Annotated in this window: 21 protein-coding genes and 1 pseudogene; 11 read left to right on the top strand and 11 right to left on the bottom strand. The window is 54.1% G+C overall.

Going from position 1 to position 20,225, the window contains the following annotated elements:
- Positions 1-27: 27 nt before the first annotated feature.
- The 9 genes and pseudogenes from rlmC to nfsA all read right to left on the bottom strand — a co-directional run bounded on the left by rlmC (position 28) and on the right by nfsA (position 8,510).
- A complete protein-coding gene (gene rlmC / locus ACOTXL_RS17940; RefSeq protein WP_023324381.1) occupies positions 28-1,155 on the bottom strand; it encodes a 23S rRNA (uracil(747)-C(5))-methyltransferase RlmC in 1,128 nt (375 codons plus the stop codon).
- A 40-nt stretch (positions 1,156-1,195) separates the two neighbouring features.
- Positions 1,196-1,693: a YbjO family protein gene (locus ACOTXL_RS17935; RefSeq protein WP_086527936.1), complete on the bottom strand. Its 498-nt coding sequence runs from the start codon at positions 1,691-1,693 to the stop codon at positions 1,196-1,198.
- Positions 1,694-1,735: 42 nt separating this feature from the next.
- A complete protein-coding gene (gene potI, locus ACOTXL_RS17930) occupies positions 1,736-2,581 on the bottom strand; it encodes a putrescine ABC transporter permease PotI (RefSeq protein ID WP_003858378.1) in 846 nt (281 codons plus the stop codon).
- On the bottom strand, positions 2,578-3,531 hold the full coding sequence (gene potH / locus ACOTXL_RS17925; RefSeq protein WP_003858381.1) for a putrescine ABC transporter permease PotH: 954 nt from the start codon (positions 3,529-3,531) through the stop codon (positions 2,578-2,580). The genes potI and potH overlap by 4 nt, the downstream gene beginning before the upstream one ends.
- 9 nt (positions 3,532-3,540) lie before the next feature.
- Positions 3,541-4,674 carry a putrescine ABC transporter ATP-binding subunit PotG gene (gene potG / locus ACOTXL_RS17920; protein ID WP_045350862.1) on the bottom strand — a complete coding sequence of 378 codons (1,134 nt, stop codon included), beginning with the start codon at positions 4,672-4,674 and terminating at the stop codon, positions 3,541-3,543.
- Between the two features lie 143 nt (positions 4,675-4,817).
- A complete protein-coding gene (gene potF, locus ACOTXL_RS17915; protein WP_022650689.1) occupies positions 4,818-5,930 on the bottom strand; it encodes a spermidine/putrescine ABC transporter substrate-binding protein PotF in 1,113 nt (370 codons plus the stop codon).
- A 350-nt stretch (positions 5,931-6,280) separates the two neighbouring features.
- Positions 6,281-6,757, bottom strand: coding sequence for a YbjN domain-containing protein (locus ACOTXL_RS17910; RefSeq protein ID WP_003858385.1), 477 nt, complete (start codon positions 6,755-6,757; stop codon positions 6,281-6,283).
- A gap of 63 nt (positions 6,758-6,820) precedes the next feature.
- Positions 6,821-7,723: a 30S ribosomal protein S6--L-glutamate ligase gene (gene rimK / locus ACOTXL_RS17905; protein ID WP_032621711.1), complete on the bottom strand. Its 903-nt coding sequence runs from the start codon at positions 7,721-7,723 to the stop codon at positions 6,821-6,823.
- A 64-nt stretch (positions 7,724-7,787) separates the two neighbouring features.
- A pseudogene (gene nfsA / locus ACOTXL_RS17900) lies at positions 7,788-8,510 on the bottom strand (nitroreductase NfsA).
- 185 nt (positions 8,511-8,695) lie between these two features.
- Between nfsA and ACOTXL_RS17895 the strand changes: the two are divergent.
- Complete coding sequence (locus ACOTXL_RS17895) at positions 8,696-8,965, top strand: GrxA family glutaredoxin (protein WP_006809455.1); 270 nt, start codon at positions 8,696-8,698, stop codon at positions 8,963-8,965.
- A 30-nt stretch (positions 8,966-8,995) separates the two neighbouring features.
- Here ACOTXL_RS17895 and ACOTXL_RS17890 read toward each other — a convergent pair whose 3' ends face one another.
- Positions 8,996-9,370: an inner membrane protein YbjM gene (locus ACOTXL_RS17890; protein WP_017384878.1), complete on the bottom strand. Its 375-nt coding sequence runs from the start codon at positions 9,368-9,370 to the stop codon at positions 8,996-8,998.
- 274 nt (positions 9,371-9,644) lie between these two features.
- Between ACOTXL_RS17890 and ACOTXL_RS17885 the strand changes: the two genes are divergently transcribed.
- The 8 genes from ACOTXL_RS17885 (at position 9,645) to arsC (ending at position 17,411) form a co-directional block, all read left to right on the top strand.
- Entirely contained in the window at positions 9,645-11,330 is a 1,686-nt protein-coding gene (locus ACOTXL_RS17885; RefSeq protein ID WP_032610193.1) for an aspartate:alanine antiporter, read from the top strand.
- A gap of 265 nt (positions 11,331-11,595) precedes the next feature.
- Positions 11,596-11,985 carry a hypothetical protein gene (locus ACOTXL_RS17880; protein ID WP_032657859.1) on the top strand — a complete coding sequence of 130 codons (390 nt, stop codon included), beginning with the start codon at positions 11,596-11,598 and terminating at the stop codon, positions 11,983-11,985.
- 16 nt (positions 11,986-12,001) lie between these two features.
- Positions 12,002-12,871 carry a hypothetical protein gene (locus ACOTXL_RS17875; RefSeq protein WP_127341245.1) on the top strand — a complete coding sequence of 290 codons (870 nt, stop codon included), beginning with the start codon at positions 12,002-12,004 and terminating at the stop codon, positions 12,869-12,871.
- A gap of 818 nt (positions 12,872-13,689) precedes the next feature.
- The gene (locus ACOTXL_RS17870) at positions 13,690-14,397 is read left to right on the top strand and encodes a hypothetical protein (RefSeq protein ID WP_032657854.1); all 708 of its coding nucleotides are present in this window, start codon (positions 13,690-13,692) and stop codon (positions 14,395-14,397) included.
- Positions 14,398-14,618: 221 nt separating this feature from the next.
- Positions 14,619-15,098 carry an Hcp family type VI secretion system effector gene (locus tag ACOTXL_RS17865; RefSeq protein ID WP_023305768.1) on the top strand — a complete coding sequence of 160 codons (480 nt, stop codon included), beginning with the start codon at positions 14,619-14,621 and terminating at the stop codon, positions 15,096-15,098.
- A 224-nt stretch (positions 15,099-15,322) separates the two neighbouring features.
- Positions 15,323-15,643, top strand: coding sequence for a metalloregulator ArsR/SmtB family transcription factor (locus ACOTXL_RS17860; protein ID WP_045350856.1), 321 nt, complete (start codon positions 15,323-15,325; stop codon positions 15,641-15,643).
- Between the two features lie 40 nt (positions 15,644-15,683).
- Complete coding sequence (locus ACOTXL_RS17855) at positions 15,684-16,973, top strand: arsenic transporter (protein ID WP_022650685.1); 1,290 nt, start codon at positions 15,684-15,686, stop codon at positions 16,971-16,973.
- 12 nt (positions 16,974-16,985) lie between these two features.
- Positions 16,986-17,411 (top strand): glutaredoxin-dependent arsenate reductase, encoded by a 426-nt coding sequence (gene arsC, locus ACOTXL_RS17850; protein ID WP_022650684.1) that lies wholly within the window; start codon positions 16,986-16,988, stop codon positions 17,409-17,411.
- Between the two features lie 27 nt (positions 17,412-17,438).
- Here arsC and ACOTXL_RS17845 read toward each other — a convergent pair whose 3' ends face one another.
- Positions 17,439-17,990: a TetR/AcrR family transcriptional regulator gene (locus tag ACOTXL_RS17845; protein ID WP_022650683.1), complete on the bottom strand. Its 552-nt coding sequence runs from the start codon at positions 17,988-17,990 to the stop codon at positions 17,439-17,441.
- Positions 17,991-18,072: 82 nt separating this feature from the next.
- On the opposite strand from ACOTXL_RS17845, the gene ACOTXL_RS17840 reads away from it, so the two are divergent.
- Together ACOTXL_RS17840 and ACOTXL_RS17835 are read left to right on the top strand one after the other, a co-directional pair.
- The gene (locus ACOTXL_RS17840) at positions 18,073-19,287 is read left to right on the top strand and encodes an MFS transporter (protein WP_023315708.1); all 1,215 of its coding nucleotides are present in this window, start codon (positions 18,073-18,075) and stop codon (positions 19,285-19,287) included.
- Positions 19,277-20,089 (top strand): Cof-type HAD-IIB family hydrolase, encoded by an 813-nt coding sequence (locus tag ACOTXL_RS17835; RefSeq protein WP_045350855.1) that lies wholly within the window; start codon positions 19,277-19,279, stop codon positions 20,087-20,089. The genes ACOTXL_RS17840 and ACOTXL_RS17835 overlap by 11 nt, the downstream gene beginning before the upstream one ends.
- Positions 20,090-20,225 lie beyond the last annotated feature (136 nt).

Raw genomic sequence — 20,225 nt, 5'->3', positions numbered from 1 at the left:
CCGGGGGGCGGCTTCGCCTTACCCGGCCTACGCTTTGGTTAACAACGTCAACACTTCATAATGGGCGGTATGGGGGAACATATCGAAAAGCTGAACGCGCGCGATGCGGTAGCCCGGCAGGCTGGCGATATCCTTCGCCATGGTCTGCGCGTTACAGCTGGAGTAGACGATGTACTCCGGCGCCATCTGGCTCAGGTAGTCGCAGAGCGCCTGGCCGATGCCCCGGCGCGGCGGGTTCACCAGCACCAGCTCCGGCACGTTGCCCTGCCCGGTCGCGAACTGCGTGGAGTCCAGCGCCTGGAAGTGCAGATTCGTCAGCCCCAGCTCCGCGGCGGACTGCTTCGCGCAGGCAATCGCTTCGGCGGAGATCTCAATGCCGGTGAGCTGCATGTCTGGCGTGGCACAGTGCAGGCCAAAGCCGCCGACGCCGCAGAACAGATCCCACATGTGATGAACCTGTAACGCACGCACCCAGTCGCGCGCGGTGGTGTACAGCGCGCTGGCGACGGTGGGGTTAGTCTGAAAGAAGCTTTGCGGACGGATCCACAGCGGCACGCCGTTAAAACGCTCCTCCAGCGCATGCTGTTCGGTGAAGAAGATCTCTTTCTCCCCTTCCATGATCGCCATATGCACCGGCTGAATATTTGCGGTGATAACCTTGAGCTGCGGAAGCTGTTGCTGCAATCCCGGAAGTGCCGCGCGCAGCTGCTCCAGCTTGTTTTCCGAACGCAGCACAAAGCGCAGCATCATCCCGCCGTCGATCTGGCTTTCGGTCAGCAGAAGGTATTTCAGCTCGCCGCGCCTGCGGGCAACGTTATAGGGCGTTAACCCCGCCCGGGCGATAAACGGTTTCAGAGCGCTAAACACCGGCTCAAACGAGGCGGGATACAGCGGGCAGTCGGTTAAATCTTCCGGCGTACCGTCGCGGTGCAGCATCCCCAGCAGCGGCTTTTCAACGCTGCCGCTGACCACCATTTTGGCTTTATTGCGAAAGCCCTGCTCCGGGCCGCTGACGGGTGCGCACCACTCGCCCACCGCGTGTGCTGCCAGCAGCTGTTGCAGGTTGGCCATTTTGGCGGTGAGTTGTTGAGAGACCGGCTGTTCTATCCACTGACAGGAGCGGCAGCGTCCGGCGTCGTAGAGTGCGCACTGCATATGAAAACCTTAAGAAACACGAGGGCTGCGATTATACACATTATTGCAGGCGGAAGAACCGCCGGCTCGAAGCTGGTGCAAATAGCAGGAACAGAACCAGCATATCCGGCAGTTTTTGCATCACCAGTGAATGGAAAATCTCACGTCGCGACTCACCGGGTATGCTGAACAGCTCCGGATAGCCATAGCCCAGCGAGGCGGCCCACAGGTAGCCTGCGGCGGTGATCTGCGTCAGCAGATACACCCAGCGCGCCCAGTTACGGCCTTTCACCAGCGAGAACGCACAGTAGATCTCAATAAACACCAGCATCAGGCTGCTGAGAAACACCAGCGTCAGATTCCACGTCTGCGCGCTGCGGTGAATAAATTCCCCCATTCCGCGCGGACCCAGCGTGTTCATTATCATCAGCACATCCAGACAGCGGATCATAATAATGGCGAGCGCCGCCACCTGCACCAGCGCAGGGACGTTCGGACGGGCGTGCGAATGACGTGTTTTTTGTAAGAATCCCAATGTTTTTACTTCCCTGAAAAACAGTGCCGCGTCATACGCGGCACATCACTGGAAATAGTAATTCCTTCAGCCGCGTCTTGCACGCTGGATATCGCGCACACGCTGTTTTTCCGCGCGCGCCATCAAATACCAGGCGATAAATCCGACAATTCCGACCACGCCAAGGATGATGGAGGCCAGGGCGTTGATCTCCGGATTCACCCCCATCCGCACGCTGGAGAAGACCAGCATCGGCAGCGTCGTCGCGCCCGGTCCCGACACAAAGCTGGCGATAACCAGATCGTCGAGCGAGAGCGTGAACGCCAGCAGCCAGCCGGAGATCACCGCCGGCATAATCATCGGCAGCGTGATGATGAAAAAGACCTTCAGCGGCGTGGCGCCGAGATCCATCGCCGCCTCTTCAATGGAGCGATCCAGCTCGCGCAGCCGCGAGGAGATGACCACCGCCACATATGCCGTACAGAAGGTGACGTGCGCCAGCCAGATGGTGAGCATCCCGCGATCCGCTGGCCAGCCGATGGCGTGCGCCAGCGCGACAAACAGCAGCAGCAGCGACAGCCCGGTGATCACGTCCGGCATGACCAGCGGGGCGGTGATCATAAACGCAAAACCATTTGCCCCGCGGAAACGGCCAAAGCGCACCATCACCAGCGCGGCAATCGTGCCCAGCACGCAGGCCATCGTCGCCGCCAGCGCCGCAATGGTCAGGCTCAGCCCCACCGCGCTCATCATCGCATCATCGTGGAACAGCTCGCTGTACCAGCGCGTCGACCAGCCCGCCCAGACGGTGACCAGCTTAGAGCTGTTGAACGAGTAGATCACCAGCATCAGCATTGGCGCATACAGGAAGGTAAAGCCGATAATCAGGATCGCAATTCGCCACGGGGAGCGTACTACCGGTAAGTTGTTCATCCGTGGTCTCCCATCTGTTTCTGCTGATGTTTATGGAACCACATGATCGGCACGATCAGCAGCAGTAACATGACAATCGCCACCGCCGAGGCCACCGGCCAGTCGCGGTTATTGAAGAACTCCTGCCACAGCACGCGGCCAATCATGATGCTGTCCGGGCCGCCGAGCAGTTCCGGGATCACAAACTCCCCGACAGCCGGGATAAACACCAGCATCGATCCGGCGATGATCCCGCCTTTGGTGAGCGGCACAATGACGCTGAAGAAAGTCTTCAACGGGCGTGCGCCGAGATCCAGCGAGGCTTCCACCAGCGAGTAATCAATACGCGTCAGCGCCGTATAGATCGGCAGCACCATAAACGGCAGATAGGCATAGACAATCCCGATATACACCGCAAGGTTGGTATGCAGGATCGTCAGCGGCTGGTCGATCACCCCAAGCCACAGCAGGAAGTTATTCAGTATGCCGTTATTCTTCAGGATCCCCATCCACGCGTACACGCGGATCAGGAACGACGTCCACGACGGTAAAATGACCAATAGCAGTAAAATATTTCGCGTCGACGGCTTGCTGTGCGCCACTGCCCACGCCAGCGGGTAGCCCATCAACAAGCAGCAGATCGTAGAAATAGCCGCAACCTGTAACGACTGCAAATAGGCTTCGAAATAGAGCGGATCATCGGTCAGTTGCAGGAAATTACCGAGGTTTACGGTCAGCGTCAGCTGCCCGTCGGCCCACTCCCACAGATCGGTATACGGTGGGATCGCCCGCGCCATCTCCGCCAGGCTGATCTTAAAGACGATCAGGAACGGCAGCAGAAACAGCAGGATCAGCCAGATATAGGGCATGGCGATGACCAGCTTGCGGCCATGCGCCATCTGTATGCGCGCCAGCCAGAGCGCGAAACCGCCCGGTTTTTTGACGCGGGCTGGAGGTTCAAGTGTACTCATGACCGCTCCTTATACCGTCAGGACTACGCAACTGTCCGCATCCCAGCACAGGCTCACTTCGTCGCCCCAGGTTGGCTGTCCCTTGCGATACCGGTGTTCGTTCTGTAACTGGGCGCTGAGCATCTGGCCGCTTTTCAGGCGGACATGGTAAATCGACAGATCGCCGAGATAGGCAATGTGCACCACTTCGCCCACGGCAAAGTTATAGCCATCGGCGGGTGGCTCATCGCATAGCATGATTTTTTCCGGGCGCAGGGCAACGTAAACCGGCACGTTGTCCACCACGGAGTTATCAGAATCAACCTTCAGCGGGTGCACCAGCCCCGGCGATTCAATCACCACACCGTCGTCCTGGCGTTCCTTCAGCAGCCCTTCGAAGACGTTCACCGAGCCGATGAACTCCGCGCTGTAGCGGGTTGTCGGGTGTTCGTAAATCTCTTCCGGCTCGCCGATCTGCACGAACTTACCGCGATTCATGATCGCAATGCGCCCGGCCATGGTCATCGCCTCTTCCTGGTCGTGAGTCACCATCACGCAGGTCACCCCAACGCGCTCGAGGATATCCACCACTTCCAGCTGCATCCGGTCGCGCAGCTTTTTATCCAGCGCGCCCATCGGCTCGTCGAGCAGTAATAATTTTGGACGCTTCGCCAGACTTCTTGCCAGCGCCACGCGCTGACGCTGGCCGCCGGAAAGCTGATGCGGCTTACGCTTCGCAAACTCCTGCATATGCACCAGGCTCAGCATCTCCGCCACGCGCGCGGTGATTTCGGCTTTCGGCAGTTTGTCCTGCTTCAGGCCGAAGGCGATGTTCTGCTCGACGGTCATGTGCGGGAACAGGGCATAGGACTGGAACATCATGTTGATGGGCCGCTGGTACGGCGGCACGCTGGAGAGGTCTACCCCATCCAGCACGATCTGCCCGGCGGTGGGCTGTTCAAACCCGGCCAGCATGCGCAGCAGGGTCGATTTACCGCAGCCGGATGCGCCAAGCAAAGCAAAAATTTCACCTTTGTAGATCGTCAGGCTGACATCGTCCACGGCATGCTGGCCGTCGAAGGATTTGGTGAGGTTACGAATTTCAAGAAGCGGGGTCAGCGCTTTACGGACTTTCGCCTGCGGGCGGGGGATCGCGTCATTCACGGGGTGCTCTCCGGCATAGATCAACACTGGTGCAAACGCACCGTCAGGGTGCGCATCGCCGGGCGGCGCTAACGCTTGCCCGGCCTACGGTATTTGTCGGCCCGGTAAGCGACGGCGCTACCGGGCAACGATATCAAACGCCGTTACTTACCACTTTTCACCTTGGTCCACGCGCGGGTACGCACACGGTCAATTTTTGGTTCCTGCACTTTCAGGGTGAAGAGCTTGGCAAACACATCGGCTGGCGGGTAGATCGCCGGATTATTGCGGATTTCTTCGCTCACCAGCGGCTCGGAGGCCTTGTTACCATTGGCGTAGTAGACGTGGTCGCTGATGTGAGCAATCACGTCCGGACGCATCAGGTAGTTGAGGAACTGATACGCTTCCTCTTTGTTTTTCGCATCAGCCGGCATCGCGAAGACGTCGAAGAACGCCAGCGCCCCCTCCTTCGGAATGAAGTAGGAAACATTCACGCCGTTTTTTGCCTCTTTCGCGCGGTTCGCCGCCTGCCAGACGTCGCCCGCCCAGCCGATGGCCACGCAGATATCCCCGTTCGCCAGGTCGTTGATATACTGAGAGGAGTGGAAGTAGCGAATATTTGGACGCAGCTTCAGTAGCAGGTCGGTCGCCGGACCGGTGTAGTCGTCGGCCTTGCTGCTGTTTGGATCCTTGCCGAGATAGTTAAGCACGGTGGCGAAAATCTCTTCCGGCGCATCGAGGAAAGAGACGCCGCAGCTTTTCAGCTTCTCGAGGTTTTCCGGCTTCAGCACCACGTCCCAGCTGTCCAGCTTGACGTCCGGGCCCAGCGCCGCTTTGACTTTATCCACGTTATAGCCAATACCGGTGGTCGCCCACAGGTAAGGCATCGCGTATTTGTTGTCCGGATCGTGCTTCGCCACCAGCTTCAGCACGTCCGGATCGAGGTTTTTCCAGTTCGGTAATTTGCTCTTGTCCAGCGGCTGGAAGACACCGGCGGTCAGCTGACGCTCCAGGAAGCTTGCCGACGGCACCACCAGGTCGAAACCGGTGCTGCCCGCCATCAGTTTGCCTTCCAGCACTTCGTTGGAATCGAATACGTCGTAGACAACCTTAATGCCGGTCTCTTTTTCAAAATTGGCGACGGTATCCGGCGCAATATAGTCAGACCAGTTATAGACGTGCAGCGTTTTTTGTTCCGCAGCGAGCGTGCCGGCAGAGACGGCCATCAGAGCACCCGCAACCAGACCCGATAACCATTTTTTATTCAAGGCGATCATATTGTTATTCCTTCTGAAAGTTCGTTAACAAACGAACCAAAACTGTGCAGTCTGAAGATATGCAATAATCATGCATAGTTTGTCGCTCTGCCCGAAATAAAATACCCCCCTCATCCCGGCAGGTTCCGCTCGCTTTTTTAAGCACCGCAAGAATAACTGTAGCCCGTGTCTCCGGCTATAGCCCAGACGAAAAAACGCCTTTTATCAATTTTTTATGCAGATTATGTCTACGTGATAAGCCGAAACGGCCGGAGAGGAGGTGAAAAATTCTTTAAAGAAAGGTTAAAAGCAGCAGAAAAAACGGTGTTATGCAGCCGCTCTGGCAGCGACTGCGCAAAAGTCAGACAGGCTTAGTGGAGAAAATTGGGAGATGCATCATTATTCTCGGCGTCATCTTCCGCGCTATACAGCAGGTGATGTGCGTTGGCTTCCATCATTACCATGGAAATTTGCTCTTCGCTCAGGCGCATAAACCAGGCGAACTGCTTGAAGGAGAGCCCCGCGCCGGAGAATAAAGACTGGCAAACCACCAGCTTTGGCAGATTATCATCCTGTATGTCGAGAAACGCTTTCACCGTCAAAGAACTGGCGTTGATCGCTGACAGATCGGATGCCAGCGCCAGCAGCGCGGACGGCTTTACTTCAGCCAGCGCCGAGAACAGGATCACGTCGTTAATCAGATCGATTTTGGCATCAAAAATGCCGTCGAAATTTTGCATGTGAGGCAGATGCAGCGCCTGGCAGGAGTCGCATTCGAAGAAAGTAATACCGGCATCATCGAGCCATTGACGTAACGTATCCAGTGTAGGTACGACCTGTAAATCCATCGCAGTGCAGCCTCTTAAATAAAAACGTTGTCCAGATTACGCAATAAGTGCGCGCCGATCCATTTAACCGCCCGTTTTCAGGCAAAATCCCGGCGTCGCATGGCGTTCAATCCATGCGATCATTTTACCTGCAATATCGACGCCTGTGGTTTTTTCCACCCCTTCCAGCCCCGGCGAGGCGTTAACTTCCATCACCAACGGCCCGCGGTCGGCACGCAGCAGATCGACCCCCGCCACGTCCAGGCCCAGCGTCTGCGCCGCTTTCACCGCAATCTCACGCTCGCGCTCGCTGATAAGGGCCACCCGTGCGATACCGCCGCGGTGCAGGTTAGAGCGAAAATCGCCCTCTTTCGCCTGCCGCTCTATGGCGGCCACCACTTCATCGCCCACCACAAAGCAGCGGATGTCGCACCCTTTAGCCTCTTTAATATACTCCTGCACCAGAATATGGGCATTCAGACCGCGAAACGCATCGATCACGCTTTCCGCCGCCTGACGCGTCTCCGCCAGTACCACTCCAATACCCTGCGTACCTTCCACCAGCTTAATGACCAGCGGCGCACCGCCCACCATATCGATTAAATCGCTGGTGTCGTCCGGGGAGTGGGCAATCCCGGTGACGGGCAGATCGATCCCCTGGCGCGCCAGCAGTTGCAGCGAGCGCAGCTTATCGCGGGCGCGGGAAATCGCCACGGATTCATTGAGCGGATAGCTTCCCAGCATTTCAAACTGGCGCAGCGCGGCCGTACCGTAATAGGTGATCTGGGAGCCAATACGGGGGATCACCGCATCAAAATGCGGGAGTTTGCGGCCTTTGTAATGAATCGACGACGCCGCAGGGTCGATGTTCATATAGCAGGACATCGGATCGAGGATCTCAACCTGATGTCCGCGTTTCGCCGCCGCTTCTCGCAGGCGTTTACATGAATAGAGCGTTCCATCCCGGGACAATATGGCAATTTTCACCCTGCACCTCTCTAAAGACATGGTAAAAGCCTGCCTATCATACACGAGGCGCAGGAGGAATGGACTACCGCGTTGCCCAGCCCTGTTTGTGCAGGTAGTCGAGAATGAACGGGCGGTTCTCCTTGATGATGGTGCGACGAATATGGTCGCTCCAGGTGTCGCGGCGGTTGTTGCTGTCGCGCGTCAGATAGTAGTTCGCCAGCTCTTCATCGTATTGATGCAGAACGTCCTGGTCGACCGGCTGGTAGTGATTTTCATGCACCAGCATCGCAGCAGGAATGCGCGGCTTCAGATCCGGGTTGTCCGCCGGCCAGCCGAGGCACAGACCAAACAGCGGCAGCACGTGTTTCGGCAGCTTCAGCAGTTCCGTCACGCTTTCGATGTTGTTACGCAGCCCGCCAATATAGACGCCGCCAAGCCCCAGTGATTCCGCCGCCGTGAACGCGTTTTGCGCCATCAGTGCCGTATCCACAACGCCCAGCAGCAGCTGTTCCGCCAGCCCCAGCTCGGCCTAAGGACAGATTTGCAGGTGACGGTTAAAATCGGCGCAGAACACCCAGAACTCAGCCGCCTGGGCAACGTGCTTTTGTCCGCCCGTCAGCGTTACCAGCTGCTCACGCATCGCCGGATCGGTGATGCGGATAATGGAGCTGCACTGCAAAAAGCTGGAGCTGGAGGTGCCTCTTGCGCTGTCGATGATCGCGTCCCGCTGCGCCTGGGTAATCGGCTCATCGGTGAAATGGCGAATGGAACGGTGGGAACGAAGCAGGTCAATGGTTGGCGTCATTTTGTCTCTCTTTGTGTTGCGTAAAACGTATGGCAGCCAGTATAGGCAATGATCCACCTGATGTAATTGGCGAAACATAGCCTGACTGTATCAAAGTGACAGGTGAAACCTTCTTTCCATGACGGCAGGTTATCGTGCACTATAGGCGCTATTCGCCGTCAGGCTTGTTTTTTGAGGAGAGAGAAATGTTTGCAGTAATTTTTGGTCGTCCAGGATGCCCTTACTGTGTACGCGCGAAAGAGCTTGCAGAGAAACTGACTGAAGAACGTGATGATTTCAACTTCCGTTACGTGGATATCCACGCGGAAGGCATCACTAAAGCCGATCTGGAAAAAACCGTGGGTAAACCGGTTGAAACCGTGCCGCAGATCTTCCTCGATCAGAAACACATCGGCGGCTGCACCGATTTTGAGGCCTACGCCAAAGAACACCTGGGCCTGTTTGCGGCTCAGTAATGCGAAGACGCCCTCACCCTGAGGGCGTTTTTATTTACGGTGCTTCCGCTGTTGCAGCAGGCTGCGCGTAAATAAGAAACAGAGCGCGCCCAGCGCACACCAGAAAACGCCACTCAGTAGCCACGCCACTTCCTGCCAGACGCTTCTCGACGAGAGAAACAGCACGCGCATCAGAAGCAGGCAGAGCGGGGCCGCAAGCATTGCCCCAATAAGCGGCATCACCACCTCGCCTTTACGTGAGAGAAAACCGGCTACTACCCCCGGCAGGATGAAGAACAACAGGCCCAGCTCGGGATGACCGGACGCTCTGAAGGCGCCTTTCACGTTAAAAGCGAGTGACATGCAAACGACCGTAAACAGCAAAAAACAGCTGATTACGCCAGCCCAGTTTCGTTTAAAGTTCAAACTATCCTCCTGACTTATCTCTATCAAATACAAAAATCGTCCGGTGAACGCCCAGTCAGATAAAGCAATGCGGCAATCCTTGCCAAAGCACGCGCAGAAGTCGTGCGATAATAGGTGGCTGTCGGTAGCTATTACGATTAAACTAACCGACTGCTAGTGTTTAGGGTATTTATCAGGAAGCAGGGAGATGCAAAGTGATTCCCTGACTCTGAAAACAGTAGCCCAAATAGTCCTTTCATTCAACAACTTACTGGTAAACAAGAAGTTAGCCTCCGTGAATATAAACGTCGCAGACTTGTTAAATGGGAATTACATCCTGTTATTATTTGTGGTACTGGCGCTGGGCCTTTGTCTGGGTAAATTACGCCTGGGTTCAGTTCAACTTGGTAATTCCATTGGCGTTTTAGTCGTCTCCCTGTTATTAGGTCAACAACATTTCAGTATTAACACGGACGCGCTTAACTTAGGTTTCATGCTGTTTATTTTTTGCGTAGGCGTGGAAGCCGGTCCGAACTTTTTTTCCATTTTCTTCCGAGACGGCAAAAATTACCTGATGCTGGCGCTGGTGATGGTCGGCAGCGCCCTGCTGATTGCGTTAGGGCTGGGCAAGCTGTTTGGCTGGGACATCGGCTTAACGGCCGGTATGCTGGCAGGCTCGATGACCTCCACACCGGTGCTTGTCGGCGCGGGGGATACGCTTCGTCATTCTGGCATGGCCGGCACGCCGCTTTCCTCCGCGCTGGACAACCTGAGTCTGGGCTATGCCCTGACCTATCTGATTGGTCTGGTGAGCCTGATTGTTGGCGCGCGCTATCTGCCAAAACTTCAGCATCAGGATCTCCAGACCAGCGCCCAGACCATCGCCCGCGAGCGCGGCCTGGACACGGACTCCAAACGTAAAGTTTACCTGCCGGTGATCCGCGCCTACCGCGTCGGGCCGGAGCTGGTTGCCTGGACCGACGGGAAAAACCTGCGCGAGCTGGGGATCTACCGTCAGACCGGCTGCTACATCGAACGTATCCGTCGTAACGGCATTCTGGCAAACCCGGACGGTGACGCGGTGCTCCAGATGGGCGATGACATCGCCCTTGTTGGCTACCCGGACGCCCACGCGCGTCTCGATCCGAGCTTCCGCAACGGGAAAGAGGTGTTTGACCGCGACCTGCTGGACATGCGTATTGTCACCGAAGAGATTGTGGTGAAAAACCACAATGCCGTGGGCCGCCGTCTGGCACAGCTGAAGCTGACCGACCACGGTTGTTTCCTCAACCGCGTGATCCGCAGCCAGATTGAAATGCCTATCGACGATAACGTGGTGCTCAATAAAGGCGATGTGTTGCAGGTTAGCGGCGATGCCCGACGTGTTAAAACCGTTGCCGACCGTATCGGCTTTATCTCGATCCACAGCCAGGTGACGGACCTGTTAGCCTTCTGCGCCTTCTTCATTGTCGGCCTGATGATCGGGATGATCACCTTCCAGTTCAGCAACTTTAGCTTCGGCATTGGTAATGCAGCCGGTCTGCTGTTCGCCGGGATCATGCTGGGCTTCCTGCGAGCGAACCATCCCACCTTCGGCTATATCCCTCAGGGTGCGCTGAACATGGTGAAAGAGTTCGGTCTGATGGTCTTTATGGCGGGTGTCGGCTTAAGCGCCGGGAGCGGCATTGGCAACGGCCTGGGCGCGGTCGGCTGGCAAATGTTGGTTTCCGGACTTATCGTCAGCCTGGTACCGGTGGTGATCTGTTTCCTGTTCGGCGCCTACGTGCTGCGCATGAACCGCGCCCTGCTCTTCGGCGCGATGATGGGCGCGCGCACCTGCGCACCGGCGATGGAGATCATCAGCGACACCGCGCGCAGCAATATCCCGGCGCTGGGCTATGCAGGCACCTACGCCATCGCAAACGTGCTGTTGACGCTGGCAGGTACGCTGATCATCATTATCTGGCCAGGACTCGGATAAATCTCAAGTTTGCGTGTGGCGCAAAAAATTTTCGTTACGCGCAGAACTTTTTACGCAGGGTGCAGTCATAACTAGTGCCACTGCTTTTCTTTGATGTCCCCAATTTGTGGAGCCCATCAACCCCGCCATTTTTGGTTCAAGGTTGATGGGTTTTTTGTTGCCTGCTATTATAACCCTTTCTAATCAATCAGTTAGGAACTAACAATTGCGACTGTGGCGGCAAAGTGGCGACAGCGCTCTACTTCCCGTTCCTTAGGCCTGTATCATGTCATCAAAAAATCAATCCCAGTATTTTTCAATTGCTGTATACATCCCTGAGGAGTTGAAGCAGACTTTTGTAGAAGAATGCAGTATTGTCGGCATTGACGCCAAAAGAGTACAATGTTTCTCCTCCAATCCAGGCATACGTGAATATCTGAGCATTTTAGTTGAACGTGGGCAGAAGTTTGCGCCATACCTTCTTAAGGTACTGAACTTGTTGCAGTCAAAATCCAAAATAAGAATTGAAGTCGCAGCCGATAGAAAAATCATAGACTTACAAGGTGTAAGTGTTGATGATGCTCTAAAGTTGATTCAAGCTGCTGATGCCATTCGGGTAATTGACCAGCAAGAACCGGAAGATATGAACAGTGATTCCGCAAAACACACAATCTGACTAATTGAGAATTCCAGTGAACTATATAGATCAATTTATCAATTTTGTTTCTACCTTGTACACTCCTAGAAGAGCCTGCACAACATTATTTATGATATGTGGTGGAGTCCTATCCTTATGTAAAATATTACCGCTTCTACATTTATTGCTAACGACTGCAATAAAACCGATAGCACAAAACTATGAAACTTATATTTTATTAATTTCACTTGTAATAGGTGTTTCATTAGGAATTGTTGTTTTCAGCATAGTTGATTTGATTGTATTAACAATCTATGAACACCTCATTTCTAAAAAGAAAAAATCCCAAAGTGAATTAAAAGCGATTAAGGAAAAGAATATACGTGACGAAGTAATATTTTCAAATTTTAAAACTGCTTACTTCCATCTCAGTATTGATAAGATTAATATTATTAGAAGCTTAATCACATTCCCTTCCCTTAGCTTTCATAGCGAACATGAAGATGTAAAATTCCTTGAAAAATCAGGGAGGATTGAAGCGTTAACTTACATCAGTGATGAGGAGAAGGTATATCAACTTAATCAAACAATCAGGTTATATGCTGATGATAGATGGAACGAGGAAGTAAATTTCAACACGGATCATTTTCATAGCTTTGACGCAGAAACAGCTATATCCATTATTAATGCCATGTCCGATGTAAAAATCAAGGCAGAATTAGATGAGTTCAACTTTTCATTTTATAAGAGCGACATTGAAAAATGTTTTGAAGTAAGTGAGTTTACCGAGACGCTTTACTCTTTAAGATTCAAAGAAAGATATGAAAAAAAGTTTTCCGAGCTACACCTCAAACCTTTCAGAAGTGAGCGATTATTTTCTATAAAGGTTCGTGAAAACATTCCAGATTTAGACATTCCTTTTTAGGGTAACAGTGATTTTTTAAAAGTTCCTAATTGTCACTTTTTTCAGTGCATAAATCTTCTCAATATGCTGTCTGGGCTTGTCCTGACTGACATACAAACATATCCATCTAAGAGGCAAATAAATACGGCTCTTGCTTCAAACACACTTAAATCCACCATCACCCTTAATTATCAATAAGTTACCAAAGAAGCAAGAAATTTGTTATATATTCAAAAATGAAAAACACTGAAATTCTTTTTAACCTTTTCAGTTTTGGATTTCTGCTTAACCGCCAGCACTGGTGCGGCCAAGCGGTCTGGTTTGAAGAAAAATAAAACTGAAAAATTTTTATGATCCAAAAACCGCAGGTGGGTGCGGTGTAGTGCGATTTTGGTCTGCGAAAGATTTTTTTGGCCATGCTGTGACGCGCCAGCGCCCTGCTGGGGGCTCGATCTGCTTTAAGGGTGGCGCTAACTGCCTGAAAGGCTGGAATACGCCAGAGCGCTACTAGTTGCGCGTGGCAAAGTCTGTATGTGATGATATTTCTGTTGGATTTTGGAACGAGTCACTCAATGTTGAACTTATCTATTCGCACTAAAAGCTCGCCGATAAATCGCATATTGGTTAAAAAACATCAAGTCATTATCCTAAAAATACCCTGCTTTTCATGAACATGATCTGCTTTGAACTTCCATATTAGTTACAGATATACGCTGGAGCGGATAGAAACACTATGGAGGGGACAGGAATGCAGTTTTCAAGTTCAGTAATAGCAATGCCGGTCTTAGTGGATGCAGCAAAAAATCGCTCAATTGAGCTGAAGTGCGAGGTCAGTAAGCATGTACCATTCTGAAGAGATCATCCGCCAGCTTCAGAGCCAAAAGATACTGGCAATGAAGCTGGACCGGGCGGTACGTGATGTAGGTGAAGAGGTAAAGAGCCACCTGAATAATATAGGTGCCGGTGCCCAACGCCTGCTGTACTACACCTCCTGCTTTACTGATGAATATTACGATGTATGCACCCGACAAAACCTGGAGGACGCTCGATTCCGAAAGGGCATATTCCATCTCATTTCTCGCTGGAACATCGTCTTTGACCTAATCAACACGTACGTAGAGGAGCTGGTTAAGGATTATTCCCCGGCAGAATTATCAGCGATACAGCATGCTCTAATGCGCGCTAACGTTTATATATCCACCAGCACGCTAACCTCGTATTCATTCTCTGCAGGCGTCGCATCGACTGTTTGCCTCTATGTGACCCTTCCACCTTCAGGGTTAAAGGTCGTTTCAGGATTAACGGGCGCGGCTATTGGAGGGCTGGGGATATACGGGGTTGTGCAAAAAGCTGCTGACAGCGCTCATCGCCTGCAAGTGATGCATCCCGCCTACTATCAAGCGTTATACCTGCAAGAACTGGAGATGATGTATTTCCTGGTGGAGCCTGCTTTTATGCGCGCGGGCGTGCTAACCCAGCAATGGACTGACAGTCAAAGCCCTTATGATGCTGCTGACACGATCCTGAAGCTAATGGGTAGACACTGATGGGCTTTTTAAGACGCTGGTTCAAATCTCAGGCTCAGTTTTTCTTCTGCACCTATGTCCCGATCATCCTCACGTTCATTTTTGGCTATGTCCTTGACTTTTACTTCCCTGAGGTTAGCCAGGGATTCATCCTCCTGTTTTACCTGGTAACACTGGGACTGGCTTACTGGATATGGCATTGAGGAACATCAATGCGTTACGCTTACTAATAAGGAAATTACATGTCTACACCCGCACACCTATGGCTAGAAGACGAGAACGGTTCGCCAATTATCGGTAGCTGCATGATGCCCACGCGTCTTGGTTCCATAGAGCTAAAATCGTTCTCCCACGGTGTAACCATTCCGGTTGATCCAAGCTGGGGTAAACTCACCGGCACGCGCGTCCATCGCCCTATTACGATAGTTAAAGAATTTGATCAGACTACCCCGCTTCTTTACCGCGCCGTGTGCGAAGGGAGAGTTATGAAGAAGGGGATCATTAAGATGTACCGCATTCTGGAGTCCGGGATCGAGGCCGAATATTTCAATATCGTGATGGAAAACGTTAAGTTCACGACAGTGGCACCCTTCATGACCCCTAACGGGATGAGCAGCACCCATCTTGAAACGCTCGAATTGCGTTACGAAGCAATCTCATGGAAGTACACGGAGGGGAATATCATTTACCGTGACACCTGGAACGATCGCTGCTGCGCCTGAGCACAGAAGAGCGTTGAAAGTGAGCAGATATAAAGAAACCGTCCCCCTGGGGCGGTTTCTTTCCCATGACTATCAGGAGTAGTCCGGACAAGCCATAAAGACTATTTTGACCTTAGCGAGTCCTCCAGTCGCTTTTTTATCCTTCCTGCTATCTCCTTCTTCTCTCCTTTACTACAATCACATATGATTTAATGCATATGAAACAAAACATTCAGGATGACAGAATGCTCCACCCGCTCCAGCTCTTCAAAACCCTCTCCGACGAAACGCGCCTCTCCATCGTCATGCTTCTGCGTGAGGCGGGCGAGTTGTGCATCTGCGATCTCTGCGCCGCTACCAACGAGCCGCAGCCGAAAGTCTCGCGCCATATGGCCTTACTGCGCGAGGCCGGGCTGGTCATCGATCGTCGTGAGGGTAAATGGATCTACTACCGTCTCTCTCCCAACATGCCCGCGTGGGCGGCAACCGTTATCGATAACAGCTGGAACTGCCTGCGAGAAGAGACACGTATGAAGCTGAAAAACCGCCTCCCGGGCTCTTGCTGACCACGACACATTCACAAAAACAGATATAACGGAGTAAAAGATGTTTCTGGCAGGGGCTATTTTTCTGTTTACGCTGGTACTGGTTATCTGGCAGCCCAAAGGGCTCAGTATCGGCTGGAGTGCCACCATTGGCGCCGCGCTGGCGCTGGCGAGCGGTGTGATCCACGTTAACGATATTCCGGTGGTCTGGAACATCGTCTGGAATGCGACGGCCACGTTTATCGCGGTAATCGTTATCAGTTTGCTGCTGGATGAGTCCGGTTTTTTCGAGTGGGCGGCGCTGCACGTTGCTCGCTGGGGAAACGGTCGCGGGCGGTTGCTGTTTACCTGGATCGTGCTGCTGGGTGCGGCCGTGGCGGCGCTGTTCGCCAATGACGGTGCGGCATTGATCCTGACGCCTATCGTTATCGCCATGCTGCTGGCGCTGGGGTTCAGCAAGCAGGCTACGCTGGCGTTCGTGATGGCGGCGGGATTTATCGCCGATACCGCCAGCCTGCCGCTGATTGTCTCCAACCTGGTCAACATCGTCTCAGCGGACTTCTTTAAGCTGGGCTTTAGCGAATACGCCTCGGTGATGATCCCGGTTGATATCGCCGCAATTGCCGCAACGCTGGTGATGCTGCATCTGTTCTTCCGCAAGGAAATACCGCCGGAATATGACCTGGCAAAACTCCGCGAGCCTGCTTTGGCCATTCACGACCTGCCGACGTTCAGAACGGGCTGGATCGTGCTGCTGCTACTGCTCGTCGGTTTCTTTGTGCTTGAACCTCTGGGTATCCCGGTCAGCGCTATCGCAACAACTGGCGCGCTGATTTTGTTTGCCGTTGCTAAACGCGGGCACGCCATTAACACCGGAAAAGTGCTGCGCGGCGCGCCGTGGCAAATTGTTATCTTCTCGCTGGGGATGTATCTGGTGGTGTATGGCCTGCGCAACGCCGGGCTGACGGAGTCTCTTTCAGGCGTTCTTGATTACTTAGCCGGATACGGACTCTGGGTCACCACGCTGGGAACCGGATTTATCACCGCCTTCCTGTCATCCATAATGAACAATATGCCAACGGTGCTGATTGGCGCGCTCTCCATTGAGGGTAGTGCTGCAACAGGGTTGGTTAAAGAGGCGATGATTTACGCTAACGTGATTGGCTGCGATTTGGGGCCGAAAATTACCCCCATCGGGAGCCTGGCTACCCTGCTATGGCTTCATGTGCTGGCACAGAAAAACATGACTATTACCTGGGGCTACTATTTCAGGACGGGCATCATAATGACGCTGCCAGTTCTCTTTGTGACGCTTGCCGCGCTGGCGCTACGTCTCTCCTTCACACTGTAATGAGTAACGGATATGAGCCATATCACTATCTACCACAACCCGGCTTGCGGCACGTCGCGCAATACGCTGGAGATGATCCGCAACAGCGGTACGGAACCCGAAATTATTCTCTATCTTGAGAACCCACCGTCGCGTGATGAACTGACCAGGCTGATTGCAGATATGGGGATTTCCATAGGCGATCTGCTGCGCAAAAACGTCGAGCCTTATGAGCAACTGGGCCTTTCACAGGGACATTTCACCGACGACCAGCTTATCGATTTCATGCTGCAATACCCTATTCTGATTAACCGTCCGATTGTGGTGACGCCGCTGGGTACCCGTCTGTGCCGCCCTTCTGAAGTCGTTCTCGACATCCTTCCGGACGCGCAAAAAGGGGCATTTACGAAGGAAGATGGCGAAGTCGTCGTTGACGCCAGCGGGAAAAAAATCTCCTGACATCAGGCGTGGCCGGGGCGAGCGCTATCAGACGGTATCCTCGCCCGCAATCCGCCCCACCATCACCCGGATCTCCTCCCGGGTTAACGGCGACCGGTCGGTTACAAAATGCAGCGTCATTCCCTCGATAAACGCATCCAGCGCACGGGCGGTGGCCGGATCAAACCACTGCTCAAGCGTAGTCTGGCTCATCTTCATCCAGTCCTGCATCACCGTTTTCAGCGCGGCGCTGCGGTGCATAAACGCGTATAACTGATACATCAGCGCCATATTGTGTGGCGTGGTCACGGCTGAACTGTGGATCAGCGTGGTAATGGCCTCGCACGCCCTCTCCCGCCCGGTCACCCCCGCGAAGAAATCCCGGTACTGCTGAGACATCTGCTGCGTAAACCACGTGAAGGCCTCCTCCAGAAGCGACTCCATCCCGTCGAAATAGTAGGTCATCGACCCCAGCGGCACGCCTGCGCAGGTGGCAATTTTGCGGTGCGTGACGGCATGAATACCGTGCTCAGCAATGGTGTCCAGCGTCGCCTGGAGTATCTTCTCGCGGCGGTTAGGGTCGTTCGGTGGTCTGCTCATAAAATCCTCATCCAGTTTGTGTACAAATGTACACAAAGTTGCTAGTGTTGTCGCTATTGTTGTACTTCTGGTGCTGATCCCAATGACGCTAACTTCTCCTCGCAAAGCCCTGCATCTGCGCATGTGGGCGCTGTTTATGTTCTTCTTCATCCCCGGGCTGCTGATGGCTTCCTGGGCAACGCGCACCCCGGCAATCCGCGATACGCTGTCCGTCTCGACGGCGGAGATGGGGATCGTACTGTTTGGCCTGTCGATTGGCTCGATGAGCGGCATCCTCTGCTCGGCCTGGCTGGTGAAGCGCTTTGGCACGCGCGCGGTGATTCGCACCACCATGTGCTGCGCCGTGGTGGGAATGCTCGGTCTGAGCGTGGCGCTGTGGTTCGCCTCGCCGCTGATGTTTGCCCTTGGGCTGATGGTATTTGGCGGCAGCTTTGGTGCGGCGGAAGTGGCCATTAACGTCGAGGGGGCCGCCGTCGAACAGGCGATGAACAAAACGGTGCTGCCGATGATGCATGGTTTTTACAGCCTCGGCACGCTGGCGGGCGCGGGCGTGGGGATGGCGCTGACGGCGCTGGGCATTGCGGCCAATGTGCACATTTTGCTGGCGGCGCTGGTCTGTATTATCCCGATCCTCACCGGCATCAGGGCTATTCCCGCAGGCACAGGACAACACGCCACGGACGAACAGAAGTCTGCGGAAAAAGGGTTGCCCTTTTATCGTGATTTCCAGCTAATGCTGATTGGCGTGGTGGTGCTGGCGATGGCGTTTGCTGAAGGCTCCGCCAACGACTGGCTACCGTTGCTGATGGTGGACGGGCACGGATTTAGCCCCACCTCCGGCTCGCTGATTTACGCCGGGTTTACGCTCGGCATGACCGTCGGACGCTTTACCGGGGGCTGGTTTATCGACCGTTACAGCCGCGTGGCTGTCGTCCGTGCCAGCGCCCTGCTGGGCGGGCTGGGCATCGCGATGATTATCTTTGTGGATGTGGACTGGATTGCCGGCGTGTCGGTGATCCTGTGGGGACTGGGCGCCTCCCTTGGCTTCCCGCTGACCATTTCCGCTGCCAGCGATACCGGCCCCGACGCGCCGACGCGCGTGAGCGTCGTGGCGACCACGGGCTATCTCGCTTTCCTGGTGGGCCCGCCGCTGCTTGGATTCCTCGGTGAGCACTACGGGTTACGCAGCGCGATGCTGGTGGTATTAGGGTTAGTCATTATTGCCGCCCTGGTGGCGCGAGCGGTGGCAAAACCGGAAGCAGTAACAACGTCAATGGAGAAGGGATATGAGCGTTAAACTGATTGCAGTCGACATGGATGGCTCCTTCCTGAGCGATGCGAAAACCTATAACCGCGCGCGTTTTCTGGCGCAGTACGCGCGCATGAAAGCGCAAGGCATCCGTTTTGTGGTCGCCAGCGGAAACCAGTACTACCAGCTGATCTCATTTTTCCCGGAGATCGCCCATGAAATCGCCTTCGTCGCCGAAAGCGGCGGCTGGGTGGTGGATGCGGGCGAAGACGTGTTTAACGGCGAACTGTCGAAAGAGCATTTTCTGACCGTCGCCACCCTGTTAAACGACGTGCCCGGCATAGAGATAATTGCCTGCGGAAAAAACAGCGCCTACACGCTGAAAACGTATAACGACCTCTTCAAAGCGATTGCTGCGAAATACTATCACCGCCTTGAAAGCGTCAGCAGCTTTGACAACCTCAACGATATTTTCTTCAAATTCGGGCTAAACGTCTCTGACGACGAAATTCCGCGCATTCAGGCGCTGCTGCATGAGAAGCTTGGCGACATCATGGTGCCGGTGACCACGGGACACGGCAGTATCGACCTGATTATCCCCGGCGTACACAAAGCTAACGGCCTGCGGATCCTGCAAGCGCGCTGGGGCATTGAGGACAGTGAAGTGGTGGCCTTTGGCGACAGCGGTAACGACGTGGAGATGCTGCGACAGGCTGGGTTTGGCTTCGCGATGGCCAATGCCAGACCGCATATTAAAGCGGTGGCCCGCTATGAAGCGCCGAACAATAATGACGAAGGGGTTCTGGACGTAATTGATAGGGTGCTGGATGGGAGGGCGCCGTTTAATTGATTCCGTGCGCTCTGGTGCCCTCACCCTAACCCTCTCCCACAGGGCTGAGGGTTCCCCACAAAATAATGCCTGCACAGACGGCCCCCTCTCCCTTGAGGGAGAGGGCTGGGGTGAGGGGGAACATACGGCTCTGGTG

The organism is Enterobacter cloacae complex sp. IR5402 (assembly GCF_049238125.1).
Taxonomy (GTDB): Bacteria; Pseudomonadota; Gammaproteobacteria; order Enterobacterales; family Enterobacteriaceae; genus Enterobacter; species Enterobacter hormaechei_C.
The sequence above is the reverse complement of the archived record's forward strand: the minus strand, read 5'-3'. Positions and strand labels throughout refer to the sequence as shown.

Excerpts from the sequence above, each read along its gene's own strand:
- ACOTXL_RS17835 (WP_045350855.1), top strand. The coding sequence starts at position 19,277 with ATGAGCGTTAAACTGATTGCAGTCGACATGGATGGCTCCTTCCTGAGC.
- ACOTXL_RS17840 (WP_023315708.1), top strand. The coding sequence starts at position 18,073 with ATGACGCTAACTTCTCCTCGCAAAGCCCTGCATCTGCGCATGTGGGCG.
- potF (WP_022650689.1), bottom strand. The coding sequence starts at position 5,930 with ATGATCGCCTTGAATAAAAAATGGTTATCGGGTCTGGTTGCGGGTGCT.
- potI (WP_003858378.1), bottom strand. The coding sequence starts at position 2,581 with ATGAACAACTTACCGGTAGTACGCTCCCCGTGGCGAATTGCGATCCTG.
- ACOTXL_RS17860 (WP_045350856.1), top strand. The coding sequence starts at position 15,323 with ATGCTCCACCCGCTCCAGCTCTTCAAAACCCTCTCCGACGAAACGCGC.
- ACOTXL_RS17880 (WP_032657859.1), top strand. The coding sequence starts at position 11,596 with ATGTCATCAAAAAATCAATCCCAGTATTTTTCAATTGCTGTATACATC.
- ACOTXL_RS17845 (WP_022650683.1), bottom strand. The coding sequence starts at position 17,990 with ATGAGCAGACCACCGAACGACCCTAACCGCCGCGAGAAGATACTCCAG.
- ACOTXL_RS17895 (WP_006809455.1), top strand. The coding sequence starts at position 8,696 with ATGTTTGCAGTAATTTTTGGTCGTCCAGGATGCCCTTACTGTGTACGC.
- rlmC (WP_023324381.1), bottom strand. The coding sequence starts at position 1,155 with ATGCAGTGCGCACTCTACGACGCCGGACGCTGCCGCTCCTGTCAGTGG.
- arsC (WP_022650684.1), top strand. The coding sequence starts at position 16,986 with ATGAGCCATATCACTATCTACCACAACCCGGCTTGCGGCACGTCGCGC.
- ACOTXL_RS17855 (WP_022650685.1), top strand. The coding sequence starts at position 15,684 with ATGTTTCTGGCAGGGGCTATTTTTCTGTTTACGCTGGTACTGGTTATC.
- potH (WP_003858381.1), bottom strand. The coding sequence starts at position 3,531 with ATGAGTACACTTGAACCTCCAGCCCGCGTCAAAAAACCGGGCGGTTTC.
- ACOTXL_RS17865 (WP_023305768.1), top strand. The coding sequence starts at position 14,619 with ATGTCTACACCCGCACACCTATGGCTAGAAGACGAGAACGGTTCGCCA.
- ACOTXL_RS17870 (WP_032657854.1), top strand. The coding sequence starts at position 13,690 with ATGTACCATTCTGAAGAGATCATCCGCCAGCTTCAGAGCCAAAAGATA.
- ACOTXL_RS17910 (WP_003858385.1), bottom strand. The coding sequence starts at position 6,757 with ATGGATTTACAGGTCGTACCTACACTGGATACGTTACGTCAATGGCTC.